Annotated in this window: 16 protein-coding genes and 1 pseudogene; 1 reads left to right on the forward strand and 16 read right to left on the reverse strand. The window is 41.9% G+C overall.

What is annotated here, in order from left to right:
* Positions 1-9: 9 nt before the first annotated feature.
* Positions 10-1,371 carry a prepilin-type N-terminal cleavage/methylation domain-containing protein gene (locus tag LG307_RS16225; protein WP_404444084.1) on the forward strand — a complete coding sequence of 454 codons (1,362 nt, stop codon included), beginning with the start codon at positions 10-12 and terminating at the stop codon, positions 1,369-1,371.
* A 35-nt stretch (positions 1,372-1,406) separates the two neighbouring features.
* On the opposite strand, the pseudogene LG307_RS16230 reads toward LG307_RS16225, so the two are convergent.
* The 16 genes and pseudogenes from LG307_RS16230 to LG307_RS16305 all read right to left on the reverse strand — a co-directional run bounded on the left by LG307_RS16230 (position 1,407) and on the right by LG307_RS16305 (position 15,366).
* Positions 1,407-2,374, reverse strand: a pseudogene (locus LG307_RS16230) (glycerophosphodiester phosphodiesterase family protein).
* A gap of 63 nt (positions 2,375-2,437) precedes the next feature.
* A complete protein-coding gene (gene minD / locus LG307_RS16235; RefSeq protein ID WP_404444087.1) occupies positions 2,438-3,238 on the reverse strand; it encodes a septum site-determining protein MinD in 801 nt (266 codons plus the stop codon).
* Between the two features lie 3 nt (positions 3,239-3,241).
* Positions 3,242-3,961 (reverse strand): septum site-determining protein MinC, encoded by a 720-nt coding sequence (gene minC / locus LG307_RS16240; RefSeq protein ID WP_404444090.1) that lies wholly within the window; start codon positions 3,959-3,961, stop codon positions 3,242-3,244.
* A gap of 102 nt (positions 3,962-4,063) precedes the next feature.
* Positions 4,064-4,588: a rod shape-determining protein MreD gene (gene mreD, locus LG307_RS16245; protein WP_404444093.1), complete on the reverse strand. Its 525-nt coding sequence runs from the start codon at positions 4,586-4,588 to the stop codon at positions 4,064-4,066.
* Entirely contained in the window at positions 4,585-5,478 is an 894-nt protein-coding gene (gene mreC / locus LG307_RS16250) for a rod shape-determining protein MreC (protein ID WP_404444094.1), read from the reverse strand. The genes mreD and mreC overlap by 4 nt, the downstream gene beginning before the upstream one ends.
* Positions 5,479-5,492: 14 nt before the next feature.
* Positions 5,493-6,509: a rod shape-determining protein gene (locus LG307_RS16255; RefSeq protein WP_404444097.1), complete on the reverse strand. Its 1,017-nt coding sequence runs from the start codon at positions 6,507-6,509 to the stop codon at positions 5,493-5,495.
* 193 nt (positions 6,510-6,702) lie between these two features.
* A complete protein-coding gene (radC, locus tag LG307_RS16260; RefSeq protein ID WP_404450479.1) occupies positions 6,703-7,374 on the reverse strand; it encodes a DNA repair protein RadC in 672 nt (223 codons plus the stop codon).
* A 76-nt stretch (positions 7,375-7,450) separates the two neighbouring features.
* The gene (locus LG307_RS16265; protein ID WP_404444100.1) at positions 7,451-8,008 is read right to left on the reverse strand and encodes a Maf family protein; all 558 of its coding nucleotides are present in this window, start codon (positions 8,006-8,008) and stop codon (positions 7,451-7,453) included.
* Between the two features lie 210 nt (positions 8,009-8,218).
* A complete protein-coding gene (locus tag LG307_RS16270; protein WP_404444103.1) occupies positions 8,219-9,334 on the reverse strand; it encodes an SPOR domain-containing protein in 1,116 nt (371 codons plus the stop codon).
* Between the two features lie 165 nt (positions 9,335-9,499).
* Positions 9,500-10,210, reverse strand: coding sequence for a pilus assembly protein PilO (locus LG307_RS16275; protein WP_404444105.1), 711 nt, complete (start codon positions 10,208-10,210; stop codon positions 9,500-9,502).
* Positions 10,207-10,857, reverse strand: a complete 651-nt coding sequence (locus LG307_RS16280; RefSeq protein WP_404444108.1) for a hypothetical protein — start codon at positions 10,855-10,857, stop codon at positions 10,207-10,209. Before LG307_RS16280 ends, LG307_RS16275 begins: the two co-directional genes overlap by 4 nt.
* Positions 10,854-11,837 (reverse strand): type IV pilus biogenesis protein PilM, encoded by a 984-nt coding sequence (gene pilM, locus LG307_RS16285; RefSeq protein ID WP_404444111.1) that lies wholly within the window; start codon positions 11,835-11,837, stop codon positions 10,854-10,856. Before pilM ends, LG307_RS16280 begins: the two co-directional genes overlap by 4 nt.
* A 29-nt stretch (positions 11,838-11,866) precedes the next feature.
* Positions 11,867-12,676 carry a prepilin peptidase gene (locus tag LG307_RS16290; protein WP_404444114.1) on the reverse strand — a complete coding sequence of 270 codons (810 nt, stop codon included), beginning with the start codon at positions 12,674-12,676 and terminating at the stop codon, positions 11,867-11,869.
* Positions 12,615-13,022: a type II secretion system protein gene (locus LG307_RS16295; protein ID WP_404444116.1), complete on the reverse strand. Its 408-nt coding sequence runs from the start codon at positions 13,020-13,022 to the stop codon at positions 12,615-12,617. The genes LG307_RS16290 and LG307_RS16295 overlap by 62 nt, the downstream gene beginning before the upstream one ends.
* Before the next feature lie 96 nt (positions 13,023-13,118).
* On the reverse strand, positions 13,119-14,327 hold the full coding sequence (locus tag LG307_RS16300; protein ID WP_404444119.1) for a type II secretion system F family protein: 1,209 nt from the start codon (positions 14,325-14,327) through the stop codon (positions 13,119-13,121).
* Positions 14,320-15,366 (reverse strand): type IV pilus twitching motility protein PilT, encoded by a 1,047-nt coding sequence (locus LG307_RS16305; RefSeq protein WP_404444122.1) that lies wholly within the window; start codon positions 15,364-15,366, stop codon positions 14,320-14,322. The genes LG307_RS16300 and LG307_RS16305 overlap by 8 nt, the downstream gene beginning before the upstream one ends.
* Positions 15,367-15,374 lie beyond the last annotated feature (8 nt).

Consider the following 15,374-nt stretch of genomic DNA (forward strand, 5'->3'; position numbering starts at 1 on the left):
TTATTACTAATGAATAGAAAAAATTCACTTGATCAATCCGGTGTCACTCTTTTAGAAGTGCTAGTTTCCCTTGCCATTCTAGCATTCGTAGGAAGTTTAACTTTCAGTGTGCTTACTACCACAATTAAACATGAAGAAACAACCAGCTCCCACATTACTTTAAGGCAAGAATCAAATATTATTATTTCAACCATTAGACAAAATCATCATGAAACGTCACCTAATTACAATCTGTGTCCTAAAGACTTATTAGTAAATGACGAATTGAAATTCCAGGATTTCTCCATCAATGATACAATCGTAGACAAAAATAATTGCATAGAAATAAACCCATCTGAAAAAACAAATGTGTCTTTTACACTTATAGATAAATTAAACAAAACATTTGATGTAAGTACAACGCTAGATCCTAGTCATGTCCAGAGTTCTATAAATATAAAAAAAGACCCACCACTTATAGAAGAACCACCACCAACTATTTACGAATCTTTCCTATATGAAAATATTTTTATTTTCGGATCGGATTTTGGTATTTATGGTTCAACACCTGTAAATGGGGTACCAAAAGAAAGGTTAGGAACGATTCTGATAAACAACTACAACAAAAAAGATCTAAGATTTACCGGTAACAACCAAGTAGTAGTGCATCGAATTCTAATCGATAAAAAAGGGAATGCCGTAACGTTTGATAGTAGTACTAAACTTGGGAGAATTGGAACAACTGAGACTATTCATATTAATGGGGATGTTAATCTGAATAATGGTGGATCAGAAATTAATGCAGATACCGTTATTATTAATGGAAATGTGCACTTCGGAAGTAGTGGAAAAATCACCGCCAAAAAAGTTTTTATAAGTGGGAATGTTAATTTTGGAAACTGGTCTGCACTGATACAAGCAGATGAAGTGTATATTGCAGGAAGAATTACAGAACGGCACAGTGGAAATGTTATAGGTAGTAAAAAAACATATAATCCATTGGATGTGCCTACCAATGAAGATTTATTTGAGAATGTGATGCCAGTTTTAAAGGAAGATAGTTGGTATCGAAACAACGGATATGCTACTGGAGGAGTCCTTCAGGAAAATTCGAAAATATTTGCTAATACTTACTCTTCCACTTCTTACAATCACAGCAACTTAAATAATGTAGTAGTGGTAAGTAAAGGAGACATTACCATTACAGGATTAGGTGCAAAGGGTTTTAAAGGAATTCTTATTGCTCCATACGGGAAAGTAACATTTGGTGGTGCATCATTCGAAGGAATTGTTATTGCTAGAGACGGTTTCTATACACAAACAAACCCATCCATTACATTCAACAATATTGAAAACTTTTTCCCAAATGAAAATGCACTTCCGTTTGAATAATTAGAGCTGCTCACAAACCTGAGCAGCTTTTTACTTTATTTTTCTGGTACTACTTCTATCCGATTCGTCCAAATATACCCCGAGAACCCGTCCGGAACCCTCACCATATCCTCCTCTGAATCAAATCCTTCTGAAAATCCCCCATCGCCAGCAACGATGATTACCCTTGTATCCACTTTATCCATTCGCTCCTGGAATTTTCCGGACCATCCCCATAAAAATGGACCTATCTTCTCAGGAATATGCAGCTGGGTTTCTTCACAAGCTTCAGGAACATAACCTGTCCAGCCGATTGCGATATATGGAATAGGCAGCTTTTGATGGTACCTTTGGACATCACCCTCATATCAGGCAGCTTATCCTTAAAGCTAGAAATCGGCTGATCTCCTCCGTAAACGGCCAAGCTTTCCAAATTCGTTAAAGGATTGCTTTTCAAATAATCCGCAAGTAAATCGCCTTCTTTCGGATCATCACTTTTTATATGAATCAGCAGTTCATTATCAGGGAATTTTTCCAGGACCTCCCCAAGCGTCGGAATTAGCCCAACTCCTTTTCCACGTAAAGGGTACGTCTTTCCATTGTCTGCCGTGTAGCCATAGCCAACATCCAACTGACGAAGTTCTTCAATTGAGTGTTCTCGCGTTACACCTTCTCCATCTGTTCTGCATTCCAATGTCCAGTCATGAAAAACGGCGAATTCCCCGTCTGTTGTGGGATGAACATCCAACTCCACAACATCTGCTCCAAGCCGGAAAGCTTCTTCCATAGAAGCAATCGTGTTCTCGATATAGAAATGCTCCGGTTCGTAGATTCTTTCTGCCGTACATGAGTCCCACTCAATTCCTTCCATGGAAAATGTTTGGTGAACACCCCTATGAGCCAAGAGCTTTGGTTCACTTTTTTCGTTATCTAAAAAGAGAGAGGTGTTATTGAAGAACATGAAAACAATTAATATGAACATGCCTATGCCAAAATATTTGAAAACCTTTTTAATTTTTTTCATTTAAAATCAGTCTCCTTCCCAAAACAAAACCGCCCCTATAAAAGAGGCGGCCCAATCAAATCCTTAGCGTACACCAAAGAATTTTTTAATTTTAAACATAACTCCCTTATTTTCATCTTCTAGGGATTGAAGTGGAACGGATTCACCAAGGATGCGTCTTGCGATGTTGCGGTAGGCGATGGATGCCCTGCTGGTCGGATCCATGACGATTGGTTCACCACTGTTGGATGCACGGATGACACTGTCATCATCAGCAACAATTCCGATGATGTCGATTGCTAGGATGGATACTATTTCATCCACATCAAGCATTTCTCCGTTTTTCACCATATGGTTACGGATACGGTTGACGACAAGTCTTGGCGGTTCAATATTTTCTTCTTTTTCAAGCAGCCCTATAATACGGTCTGCGTCCCTCACAGAGGAAATTTCAGGTGTGGTCACGACAATGGCTCTGTCCGCGCCGGCAATGGCATTTTGGAAGCCTTGTTCGATTCCTGCAGGGCAATCTATGATGATATAATCATAGTCTTGTTTTAACTCTGCAATCAGTTTCTTCATCTGTTCAGGTTTTACTGCCGACTTGTCACTTGTTTGTGCAGCCGGCAGGAGCTTCAGGCATTCAAAGCGTTTATCATTGATTAAGGCCTGGTGCGTTTTGCAACGTCCTTCGATGACGTCGACCAGGTCATAAATGATTCGGTTTTCAAGCCCCATGACAACATCAAGGTTGCGAAGCCCGATATCTGTATCTACTAAACATACTCTTTTTCCTTGTAAGGCAAGAGCCGTCCCGATATTTGCAGAAGTTGTTGTCTTGCCGACTCCACCTTTACCAGAAGTAATTACGATAGCCTCTCCCACTTGTTACATTCTCCTTTCAAGCCGTGTTAACATCGGTCTTAGTTGTGAAAGCAATTGTAAGCGGTCTATGACAATTTGATCTTGATCATCTATATAGGCGCTCTCCATTTCACTGCTTCCTTCTAGTTGTTCACTTAAATCTGGAGCGCGGTTTATCGTGTTATCAATAGAAAGCAAGGTTGGCTTCATCAAGCTGGCTGCAATGATGGCATCTTTTTTTCCTTGAAGCCCTGCATACGCGCTGCCGCGAAGTGCACCAAGGATGAAAATATTGCCTCCAGCCTTTACTGTTCCGCCGGGGTTCACATCTCCAATGAGGAGAAGGTCGCCCTCTACTTCAAGAACCTGTCCCGAACGGATCATTTTGGCAACAGGAACGATTTCTGATTCCTTTTTCCACTGATTGGCCTGTTCTTTTGTGACGACATTGCTTTCAATGTCTTCCACAATAAAGTTTTTCTTGCTTCGTATTACATCACGCAGCTTTTCTTGTTGCTTATTGGTTAGAAAACGATTCCCCACCTTTAATCGGACTCCAAGGAGCGGGGTTTCGTCTGGATTGCTATTCGACGTTAGTTTTGCTTCAATTTCAGCTAAAAGTTCTTGAAATGAGCATGTATCATCGAGATGCAGGGTTAGGCCCTCTTTTGTGCCCTTAATGGTTACATACTGTTGTTTTTGTCTATTCACGACGTTCACCTCAACAAGTATATAATTCGACATCGTCCTTCTATTTCCTTTTTCCTATACTCATAAAATAAAAAAAGATTGCTAGATTTAGTATGTAATGGAAAAGCCCGTCCCGTTGATGGGGATGGGGCTTTTTTAGGTCAACTCATCTTTCTGCTCGATTGCCAGGCGTTCCATGAACAGTTTGATTGGGAAGAGTAGGATTAGTGTAATGATGGCGTTGAAAATGATAGTGGGTACCAGGCGTACGGATAAAAAGTCGGAATGTGTCAGTTCGGTGGTTCCTATTAAGGAATGAATGCCAAATACAAGATGCTCTGTGATGGCAATGGAGACCAATACCATTAGAAAAGCGATCAAGTAGTTTGCATGGACAAACCGTAAAATACTAGACACAATATAGACCGAAATTCCGAACGCAAACAGGTAAACACCCAAGATTTCCGTGTAAACCACATCATACAAAAAGCCAAACAGCATCGCGCAGATCAAACCCACATATGGACTTGTGTAAATGGCACAAAGGACAATGACAATGAGCATAAACCTGGGCACGATAACCCAATTTTCATTGAAACTATGCAGTCCAAAGAAATCGACACTTATACTTTCAAGAATAAACAAGAAAAGAAGCAGGGCTGGTAAGACGTATTTTCTCACTCAGAGCCCCCCTCTTCAGATGCTTCTTCTTCTGATTCGACTGGTTCATCACCTGATATTAGTGTGCGTTTTACAATCATGACTTGATTGATGTCGTAAAAGTCAGCTGCAGGTTTAACATAAGCCATCTGTGTTAATCCGTACTCATCTGCAACTACTTCGGTTACCTCCCCGATCATTAGTCCTTCAGGGAATACGCCGCCAAGCCCTGAGGAAAGAACTTTCTCTCCTTCTTTCACTTCCGCTTGGTGAGGAATACGCTTTAAGAGCAGTGCACCTTTTTCTTCATCATATCCTTCGATTAATCCGAAGATATCTTCTTCTCCTTGTATGTAGGCAGAGATTCGATTCTTAGGATCGAGCGAGCTCAACAATTGGACTGTGGAAGTGAATGCATTGGCCTGCTTGATTTTACCGATCAAGCCACCTGAGGTGATAACGGCCATGTCTTTTTCCACGCCATTTTGTTTGCCTTTATTAACTGTAATCTGTTCGACCCATTGATCTGGGTTTCTGCCGATAACAGTGGCAGGTTTTGGTTCATAATCGCGTAGTGAATCGAGCTCGCCGATTACTTCGCGGAATTCTTCGTTTTCTTGTTCCAGCTTCTGGACTTTCGTTTCTAAGAGAGCATATTCTTCTAGTCTAGCACGCAGCAGTTTATTCTCTTCATACGTATCCTTTATATATCCTACATTATCAAAGAAACCCGCCATAGCATGTGCGGGTCTATAAAAGATAGATTGGACAAAGCCTGTGGAGTCCTTTACGAACTGTTCAGGCCATGTCAAATCGTCCCGTTCTTTTAAAGAGAAACCAATCAATGCCACTAGAAAAATTAAGCTCACCAACAAAATAATCAACCTTTTATTGAGGAAAAATTGTGGCATGACTTAACACCTACTTAGCGATAATCTCTTGATTTCTTTTTAAACTCATCAATATAATCCAGTGCTTTACCTGTTCCGATAGCAACACAATCCAATGGATTTTCAGCAATAATAACCGGCATTTTCGTTTCTTCACTAATGACTTTATCTAAGTTGCGAAGTAATGCTCCGCCACCAGTAAGTACGATCCCGCGGTCCATAATATCAGAAGCCAACTCAGGCGGCGTGCGTTCTAATGTTGCTTTTACGGAATCAACAATGGCAGTTACGGTATCCTTCAGTGCTTCTCCCACTTCTTTAGCGGTGATTTCCACTGTTTTAGGAAGTCCTGTCAACAGGTCACGTCCACGGATATCCATTGGTTCAATACCTTCTGGATCTCCGGCAGAACCAACCTCAAGCTTCAACGCTTCCGCTGTACGCTCCCCGATCATCAGGTTGTAGTTTTTACGGATGTACGCAATGATGGCATCATCCATTTCATCCCCGGCCACACGGATAGACTGGCTGGTAACAATTCCACCAAGGGAAATGATCGCTACTTCCGTCGTTCCTCCACCGATATCAACAACCATGCTTCCAGTAGGTTCCCAAACTGGTAGGTTCGCACCAATTGCTGCTGCAAACGGTTCTTCGATCGGGTAGGCATCACGTGCGCCTGCCTGGCGAGTCGCATCAATTACTGCTCTTTCTTCTACCGCTGTGATTCCGGATGGAACACAAACCATAACATATGGCTTACGAGAGAAGGAACTTTTGTTTTTCAACGCTTGTTTAATATAATATTTCATCATGATAGCCGTTGTTTCGTAATCGGCAATGACTCCATCTTTCATCGGACGCAATGCGACAACATTCCCCGGCGTACGACCAATCATGTTTTTTGCATCGTTTCCGACAGCAACAATGGATCTTGTGTCAGTTTGCAGCGCCACAACAGACGGCTCACGCACAACAATCCCTTTTCCTTTAATAAAAACTAATGTATTGGCTGTTCCCAAGTCAATACCAAGATCTCTCGTTCCAAACATATAAGTGTATCTCCCTTTCTGATACTAATGCGTAATAGTGGTAAATGAAAAGTGATAAGTCGGACGAAGCATGCCCATATATTTTCATTAACATGTGGATAACGTTTATTGTAGAAATTTGATGGATTAAGAAGGTTGTCCTTCCAAACTCATGAGTAATATTATAGCGTAGGATAGGAAAAAAGCATAGTACTTACACGTAGCCTTTTTCTTTCAAACTGATGAATTTCTGATCGCCGATGATTAAATGGTCCAAAAGCTCTATGCCGATAAGCTTTCCGCATTCACTAAGACGCTTGGTCACATCGATGTCCTCACGACTTGGAGCCGGGTCTCCAGATGGATGATTATGGATACAAATAAAGGATGCCGCCGACCGCCTGAAAGCTTCCTTGAACACCTCGCGCGGATGGACTATGGAAGCATTCAAGCTCCCGATGAAGACGGTCTGTTGATGGAGCACCTGATTTTTTGTATTCAAGTAAAGGCAGACAAAGTGCTCTTGAGACAAGAAACGCATATCTTCCATTACATAATTGGCTGCATCTTCAGGAGAACGGATGACATACCTGTCCTCATACTGCAGCCGGTGAATTCTTCTTCCAAGCTCCACCGCTGCCATTAATTGGACAGCTTTTACCTTTCCGATCCCTTTTAAGTCCGTGATTTCTTCAATAGAAGCGTCCTTTAACAATCGCAAGCCTTCAAAATTCACTAAAAGCTTGTTTGCTAATTGCAGGACCGATTCCTCTTTGGAACCGGTCCGAAGCAAGATGGCAAGGAGCTCATGATTGGAAAGGCTTTTGGGCCCATCTTGGAGCATCCTCTCTCTTGGCCGTTGATCTTCGGGGTAATCTTTTATCATCAGTGCAGTGGTTTTAGTGGATTCCAATTCACTCTTCCCCCTCATAATAAAGATGGAGGGTCATGCAACGGCCATTTTATTCAAAGCTTTTCAGTTCACGAACCGTTCTTGAAAGCGGAAGCCCCACAATAGAAAAGTAATCTCCTTTAATTTCTTTTACAAAAAGAGCCCCTACTTCCTGGATCCCATACGAACCAGCTTTGTCCATTGGCTCCCCAGACTGAATATAGAACTCGATATCCTCATCTGTCAGTTCCCAAAATGTCACAGAGGTCTTTTCATAAAAAGTTACTTCTTTTTCTTTACTGAGTATCGCCACCCCGCTAATTACATAATGGGTGTTTCCGCTCAGAGTTCGCAATGTGGCTCTTGCCTCTTCTTCACTTTCCGGTTTTCCAAGGACCTTATCTCCAAGGACGACAATCGTATCAGAGCCGATAACAACGGCATCTTGATTTTCTTGGAAAACATTTTGCGCTTTCTGATAAGCAAGAGTGGTGGCAATTTCTTCTGGTGTGAGTTCAGGGTCAAAGGTTTCTTCTATGTTGCTCACCTTCACGGTAAACGGGAGATGTACTTGTTGGAGAAGTTCCTTTCTTCTGGGGGATCCTGAGGCTAAAATAAGAGGTTTCATGTTTTATCACCTTCCGCAAGTAGTCAAAAATTTTGAGAGATACAGGTTAATCCTATCACAAAGAAAGTCGATGGAACAAATTTCTTATGTGGTTTTGTGAAGATTGTTTTTTGGGCAGAAAAAAAGCCCCAAAATTTGTTTTTGGGACTTTGATGAATCAGGAAATCAACTAGAAGTTTAACGTTACTTTCCGCTACAGTCACTTGTTTCTTAATACAAAAATGCTGTGGCGTCTAGGAGTTTTTGTTGGGCATTCCATAGGGATTGTGCGTTATTGGATTCTTGGTAGGACTGTAGATCTTCGTATGCGCCGGCAAGGGAAATCTTCCAACTTTTAGTTGCGTCTGTAAGTTCGGCATCTTTAATGGCTGCCACTTTTTCAAAGGACGCACTTAGGCTGTCTGCGGTAGAGCTGTCCAAAGAGCTGCCTTGTAAAAGTGAGGCCGTTGCCACGGTTAGTTGATTGTACAACACCTGACCTTCTTGGATTAACAGTGTATCCTGTTGAGTAAGAGAGTCTATTGTTTTTTCTGAGAGAGCCATTTCTTTTGCAAAAGGTTCAAATCCTTTTGCTTGGACTTCCGTTGCAATTTGTTTCATGCCATCCACGCTTTGTCCCACTGCCATCAAGACAAAAGTAGGTTCAGAGCCAACAGCGACGGCAGGAAAACCAGCAGCTTTTAATCTGTCCATTTCTGCATTCGCACCATCCATTGTAGAAAAAGCACCTGCCTGAAGTACAGAAATGTTCTGGGCAGAAATCGTTGCACTGTCGTCACCGCTTACGGCTGGAGCATCTGGTGTATTACTTGTTTCTGGTGTAGCAGGGGCAACCGTCGGTACGGCAGGATTCAATGGTGATTCTGACATGTTCATGACTCCAAGAATGAGAAAACCGAGACATGTTCCGATTCCGATTGCCATACCGATGGAAACTAACAACTGTTTTGAGAAGGATGGGGGCACGAACTTTTTCTTTTTTCCAAAGGGCACTTGACGCGCTTTTTCCCCCTTATCTTTTTTCAACTGACGGAGATCTTCAATATAAGAGGGCTTAGTTGAAGAACTTTTCGTGTTTTGTTCTGTTGTTGGTGTTGGTGTTTCTTCCGGAAGGACCCACTCGAAGTCTTCCTCTTTTTTCTCTGCTGCCGCTGCGGATTCATTCACAATGATAATTGGCCGTTCCTCTTCCGGGAAATTTTCCTTTTCCGGGACATCTTTTTGCTGGGGGTTTCCTTTTTCTTTCGTATTCTTTTTCTTCTTTTTGCCGTAGCCATACGAGTTTTCTTTTCCATTAATTTTTATTTTAACCTGGTGATTGTCCACTTTTCCCACCTCCGTGTACATTTTACAATTTTTGTCTTGGTCAGATTTGTTTCATCCTATCATAGGCCATAAAAAAAAGAACAAGACTTTTGTCGTCTTGTCCTAATTCTTTTCCGACACATTATATGATGGTTCAATCATTTCGACCATTTCCACGGAAATAATTTAGTTGTTGTCGATAAATGGGTTAACTCGGTTGCCAGGCTCAGGAACGGATAATGGCGGAAGTTCTTCTATTAAATCATCCAGCTCCGGATGATAAAAAGCAGATACGGTAACCGAGTAAGTTAAAGGTTCTAGTTCCTGATCCGTTGAAGTGACTTCCGGCAGTCCGGTGAAGCTGACTGATTCAATCTGCGTAATTCTAGTCAAACTCTCTAATGCAGTTAGAAAGGTAGACAAGTCTTCATATACTTCCGATTCAACCGATAGATTGACTGTTACTTTTTTCAACCCTTCCGGCAGGTACACCTCTTCTTGCACAGTCTCTTCTTCCTCATCATGCATGGTCTCATACTCTTCCAATGTGGTAGAAGCAGGGACAAATTCCCCTTCTCCAAAAGACATGCTTACGATGGTGCTTTCAGATAATACTTCCGCTTTTTCCAACTCCAAGATCAGTTGTTCTAAAAAAGGAGTAACAGGAATTTTTCGTTGCAGTTCAACAGTTGTGTTGCCGTTCGCCTGCGCGGTTTGCTCTTGTTGCTCTAAAACTTGAATGAGCTGCTCTTCAATGTTTTTTTCTTGGTGCAACTGTTCTGCTCGTGCTTCCTTTGGTGCATAGGATAAATAATAGAAACCCGCAATACCCAGTACAACGAGGAGAACGCAGGAGCTTAGAAGAACATAATGCTTCCGTTCAAGTTCTATCATCATAGTTCTTCGCCTCCATCCTCATCTGTTTCCGTATCCGTTTCTATGCCGTCTTCTGATTCTGTTTCTTCCTCTTCTAACTCATCCACTGCTTGAAATGCACTACGGTCAAAACCAAGAGTATATTGGCCGACATATCTAGGAAGGACATCCATCGTTTCCTCGTCGCCAACCTCTACCGTAGATATGGAAGAAAGATCAATGGAATGGTATTGAGGGGATTCATTTAAATGATAGAGAAAGTAGGCTGCATCCCTTGATTCATCAAATTGAACAGAAAGATTGAGAAGCCCCGTTTCATCATATGAAAAACTTTGGATGAACCCGCGTTCTGGCAACAGCCCAATTAAATCCTGCATGACCGGAACCATTTCAAGCGGATATTCCTCTGCCCATGCGACCGTGTCTTCCAGACGTTGTGCGGAAGAATTTTGCGGGCGATTCATTGCCTCTTCTTTTGCAATCCGTAATTGCTGCGTCATCTCGAGATCTTGTTCGGCCGTTTTGACATCATTATTTATCATAGTAGAAAAAATAAAAATAATAATTGCCGCAAATAACAGGAAAAAAGCACAAATGCCATACACAAGAGGCGTCGTGATATTTCGTGATTTTCTTTTTGGTAATAAGTCGATATCAACTAGCATCATTGCACCTCTTTTAATGCCAACCCTAAAGGATAGTAATATTTCGGGTCAACCGTCTCTTGGTCTTGTGTATAAACTTCCTGTTCAAACGTGTCAACTTTTACAGAAATTTTTTCTCGGATCTTTGCTAATATTAATGGGAAATTAGGGTGATCTCCATGGAGAAGAACCCGATTGATTTCCTCGTTTCCTTGGTTCAAGGAGTAACGGAAAAAGTTCATGATTCGTTCCACTTCAATAATGAAGTCTTCTAAAAACACATTAAATTGGACAATATCCCCCGCCCACTCCAGCTGCGTATTGGTAACCGATACTTCCCAAACCTTCATGTCTTGAGGAAATGCAACAGTCCTCATAAATACAGGTACATGGTTCACAAAGATGCTCAGAGTAATACAGCTCACATCAAAATGTATAACTAAAAGGTGATCCTGTTCATTGCGCTGACCAAATTCATAATAAAGTCTGTACAAACAGAGAGATGAAACATCTGCTGCTGCCGGTTTCATCTTATTGTCCTCTAACATGGCTGACATTTCGGTAACAACCTCTTCTGGCGAAGCAAAAAGTACAAGCTCGGTCTTTTCCGACCGGTGAAGAACATGCACATCAAAAACCGGATCTTCAAAGGGCAAGTGAATGGTTGACCCTAACTCTAGATACAAGTGACCAATGATTTCATCGTCCATGATATTGGAGGGAATGGTCAGTTTCCGTGTAACCACATACTGATCTGGAACAACAAAGCGGACATGCTTCCGTTTCAGTCCCCATTCTTCCACACATTCTTCTAATATTAGACGAAAAATATTTTCATCGACAATCTTCCCGTCACGAATGATATTTGGCGGCAAATATCGTTCATTTGCGCGTTTGACTATCAAAGGATTTAAACTCTTCAACTCTACCATTCGAATGACATGGTCGCGGATAACTATATTTATGAAGTTGTTTTGCTTTGGTTGCAGAAACGAAAATTCCATCCAAAAAGCTCCTTATGTAAGATGATTTACTAGAAGTGTAAAGCAAAATACCAATCTAGTATTTGCTCCCCTTTAAAATAAGTGATCAGTGCAGCCAGTGCGATGGAAGGTCCAAACGGAAACGGGACACCCCTTTTCACTTTTCCAACCACCATCCCGAACAACGCCGCGATCATGCCGATGAGCGAGGATAGGAAAAACGTCAGTATTACAAGCTCCCACCCTAAAACAAAACCTAAAACAGCAAAAAGCTTCACATCCCCACCACCCATTCCACCTTTGGAAATTACGGCGACCAAAAAGGGAATCAAGAATCCAACTGCCAATCCAATCAGGTGGTCTGGTATGGTCTGGTAAGGAATAAAAAACCGTTCGAAAATGAATAGCCCCATGAAGAACAGTAAAATCTTGTTTGGGATGATCATATAATGCAAATCTGATATCACAATGATAATCAGCATGGAAATAAAGGTCCATGCGACAATCAGTTCATACGTCCATCCCATCAAATGCGGAGCTAGGACAAATAGCACAGCCGTTAAAAGCTCGAATAATGGATAAATAGGAGACACGGACTTTTGACAGTGCCGACATCTCCCTTTAAGAAATACATATGAAAGGACGGGAACTAAATCTAGCCCCGTCAATGTGGTCTTGCAATTCGTACAATGTGACCTTGGTGTGACTATTGACTCACCCTTTGGAATCCGTAGGCCTACTACGTTGTAGAAGGAGCCTAGGAGGAGGGCGAAGATTGATACAATAATTAAAATAAGATTAACCTCCTGCAGGTGGAACGATTTCCCCGTCCGCATTAAATATCTTTGCTGAGCCATCATAAGTTAAAGTAGCACCTGATACTTTCCCATTTTTAGTAATTACTTTAACCACAGTATATTTAGAGTCAATTTTCTCAACGTATGTAGAGAAAGTTTCAAGTCCGTGTTCTGTTTCTGTCGCATCACCAGAAGGCTGAATATCGCCATTAGCTATTGCTAACCTTGCCCCACTCATTACTTGTAAAGCTGTTGCAGAGTGTGCATCATTTCGGCTCTTCTCAATAATATTTCCTATACTCGGTATAGCAATCGCAGCAATAATCCCCAATATAACAACAACAGCAAGTAATTCGATAAGCGTTAACCCTTTTTCGTTACGAAGCATTTTTCTACATTTTTGTAACATCGTAATTTTCCTCCCTAATTGGAAATATGTAGTATTTATTTCTATTTATAATTCTATTATACTATCTTCCAAATTTCAATAAGATTTTACACGTTTCTACATCTGAATGTGGTTAAAAATATCGAACATTGGAACTAGTATGGATGTGACTATAGTCCCAACTATGACAGCAAGCACCACAATCATTAATGGCTCTATTAAACTCTTCAATCTGTCTGTTGCGTAATCTACTTCTTTTTCGTAGAATTCCGCTATTTTATCCAGCATGGAGTCCAGTGATCCTGTGCTTTCTCCAATGGTAATCATTTGGGTGACAAGCGGCGGGAACGCCCAGTGGTCTTTCATCGGACCTGTGAGGGACTCCCCTTTTTCTAGTTCTATTTTACTAGCAGCTAGAACGCGTGCAATGACTTCGTTTTCGACAATCTTCTCTACAATGGAGATAGCCTGCAGAATAGGTACGGAACTGGAAAATAAGGAACTAAGTGTTCTTGTTAACCTTGCAATAACTGCCTTTTGTAGTAACGGTCCGAAGATCGGAATACGCAGTAAAGCATAGTCAATATAATACTTGGTCTGTTTATGCTTATTCATTGCCATCAACCCCATGACAGCACCGAACACTAATAATAGGAACAGCCACCAAAAGCTTTGCATCCACTCGCTCGCCCCGAGGACAAATCTTGTAATCAACGGCAGGTCCGCTCCAAAATCGCTGAACATCGCAACAAATGTTGGTACCACGCCAACAAGGAGGAAGATTACAACTCCAATGGCGATAACTCCAAGAACTAATGGATAGGTCAAGGCGGAAACAATCTTTTGCCTTGTCTCGTTCTGTTTTTCAAACTGAGTTGCGAGGCGATCTAGCGTATCATCAAGTGCACCGCTTGCTTCTCCGGCTTTGATCATGTTAATGAACATAGTCGAAAATACTTTTGGGTGCTTGGCTGCCGCTTCAGAAAGCGGATTCCCTTGTTTCATTTCTTCTTCTACATCAAACAGCACTCGTTTCAATGCTTTGCTTGAGGTCTGCTGGGCTAAAACATTGGTTGCTTCTACCACTGATATCCCGGCGCGGATCAGGGTGGAAAATTGGCGCAGGAAGATAACAAAGTCCCGAAGCTTGACTGGGTTCCCGATGGTGATTTCCTTAGTGAATATGGACTCTGGTACTTCCTCTAGATTCATTACTCGTATGCCTTTTTCTTTTAACGTCACAATGGCTTCCCGGCGTGAGCTGCTTGTGATGCTTCCTGTCTGCTTGCCGGCTGTATTTCTTCCGGTGTAGGTAAATCTAGGCATGTTGCATCGACTCCTGTAGGAAGCTTTCGGCTGACAACCTGCTTATATCGCCTTGTTGAATAAGCCTTTTAATACTCATATCAAGTGTGTGCATTCCTTGTGATTTACTTGTCTGCATCACGTTTTGGATTTGATGAATTTTTTCGTTACGAATAAGATTGGCCACTGCCGGTGTGTTGATAAGTATTTCTGTGGCCACCTTTCTTCCCTGCCGATCAATGGTTGGGAACAGGCGCTGTGAAACGATGGAAACCAATACGGACGCAAGTTGAATACGAATCTGAGCTTGTTGCGGCCCAGGAAAAACGTCGATAATCCGGTCAATCGTGGATGGTGCACTTGTCGTATGTAGGGTTCCTAAAACAAGATGACCGGTTTCTGCTGCCGTTATCGCTGTTTGTATTGTTTCTAGGTCACGCAATTCCCCAACCAAAATGATATCTGGATCTTGACGCAGTGAAGCGCGTAGACCTGATGCGAAGCTTCCTGTATCAATACCAACTTCACGCTGATCAATCATACATTGATTATGTCGATGCAAATATTCAATCGGATCTTCAAGCGTAATGATATGTTTTTTCTGCGACCTGTTCATAAAGTCAATCATCGATGCCAGAGTGGTCGATTTTCCACTTCCTGTCGGACCGGTTACGAGAATCAAGCCTTGAGGTTTGTCCATCAAAGCTTGAAGAATGGACGGCAGTTTCAATTCTTCCAATGAAGGAATTCTTGTTGGAATGATACGGATCGCTATCGCTACAGAGTTTCGTTGTCTGTAGGCATTCACTCGAAACCTCGAAATGCCCGGAACACTGTAGGAAAAGTCCAGTTCCCCTTTTTCTTCAAAGCGGTCCCACATAAATTCAGGAATCATTTGTTTTGCCAATGTTTCCGTGTCTTCAGGACTCAGGGTATCTTCCCCGTATCGCTTCAGCTCTCCATTGACCCGAAAGACTGGCGGCACTCCAACAGATAGATGGATGTCCGATGCTTTGAATTCATATGCGGCGTGAAGCCAATTGTTTATCTTCTCAATCATGGTCATTC

Source organism: Sutcliffiella horikoshii, from assembly GCF_044809035.1.
In the GTDB taxonomy this organism is placed as follows: domain Bacteria; phylum Bacillota; class Bacilli; order Bacillales; family Bacillaceae_I; genus Sutcliffiella_A; species Sutcliffiella_A horikoshii_G.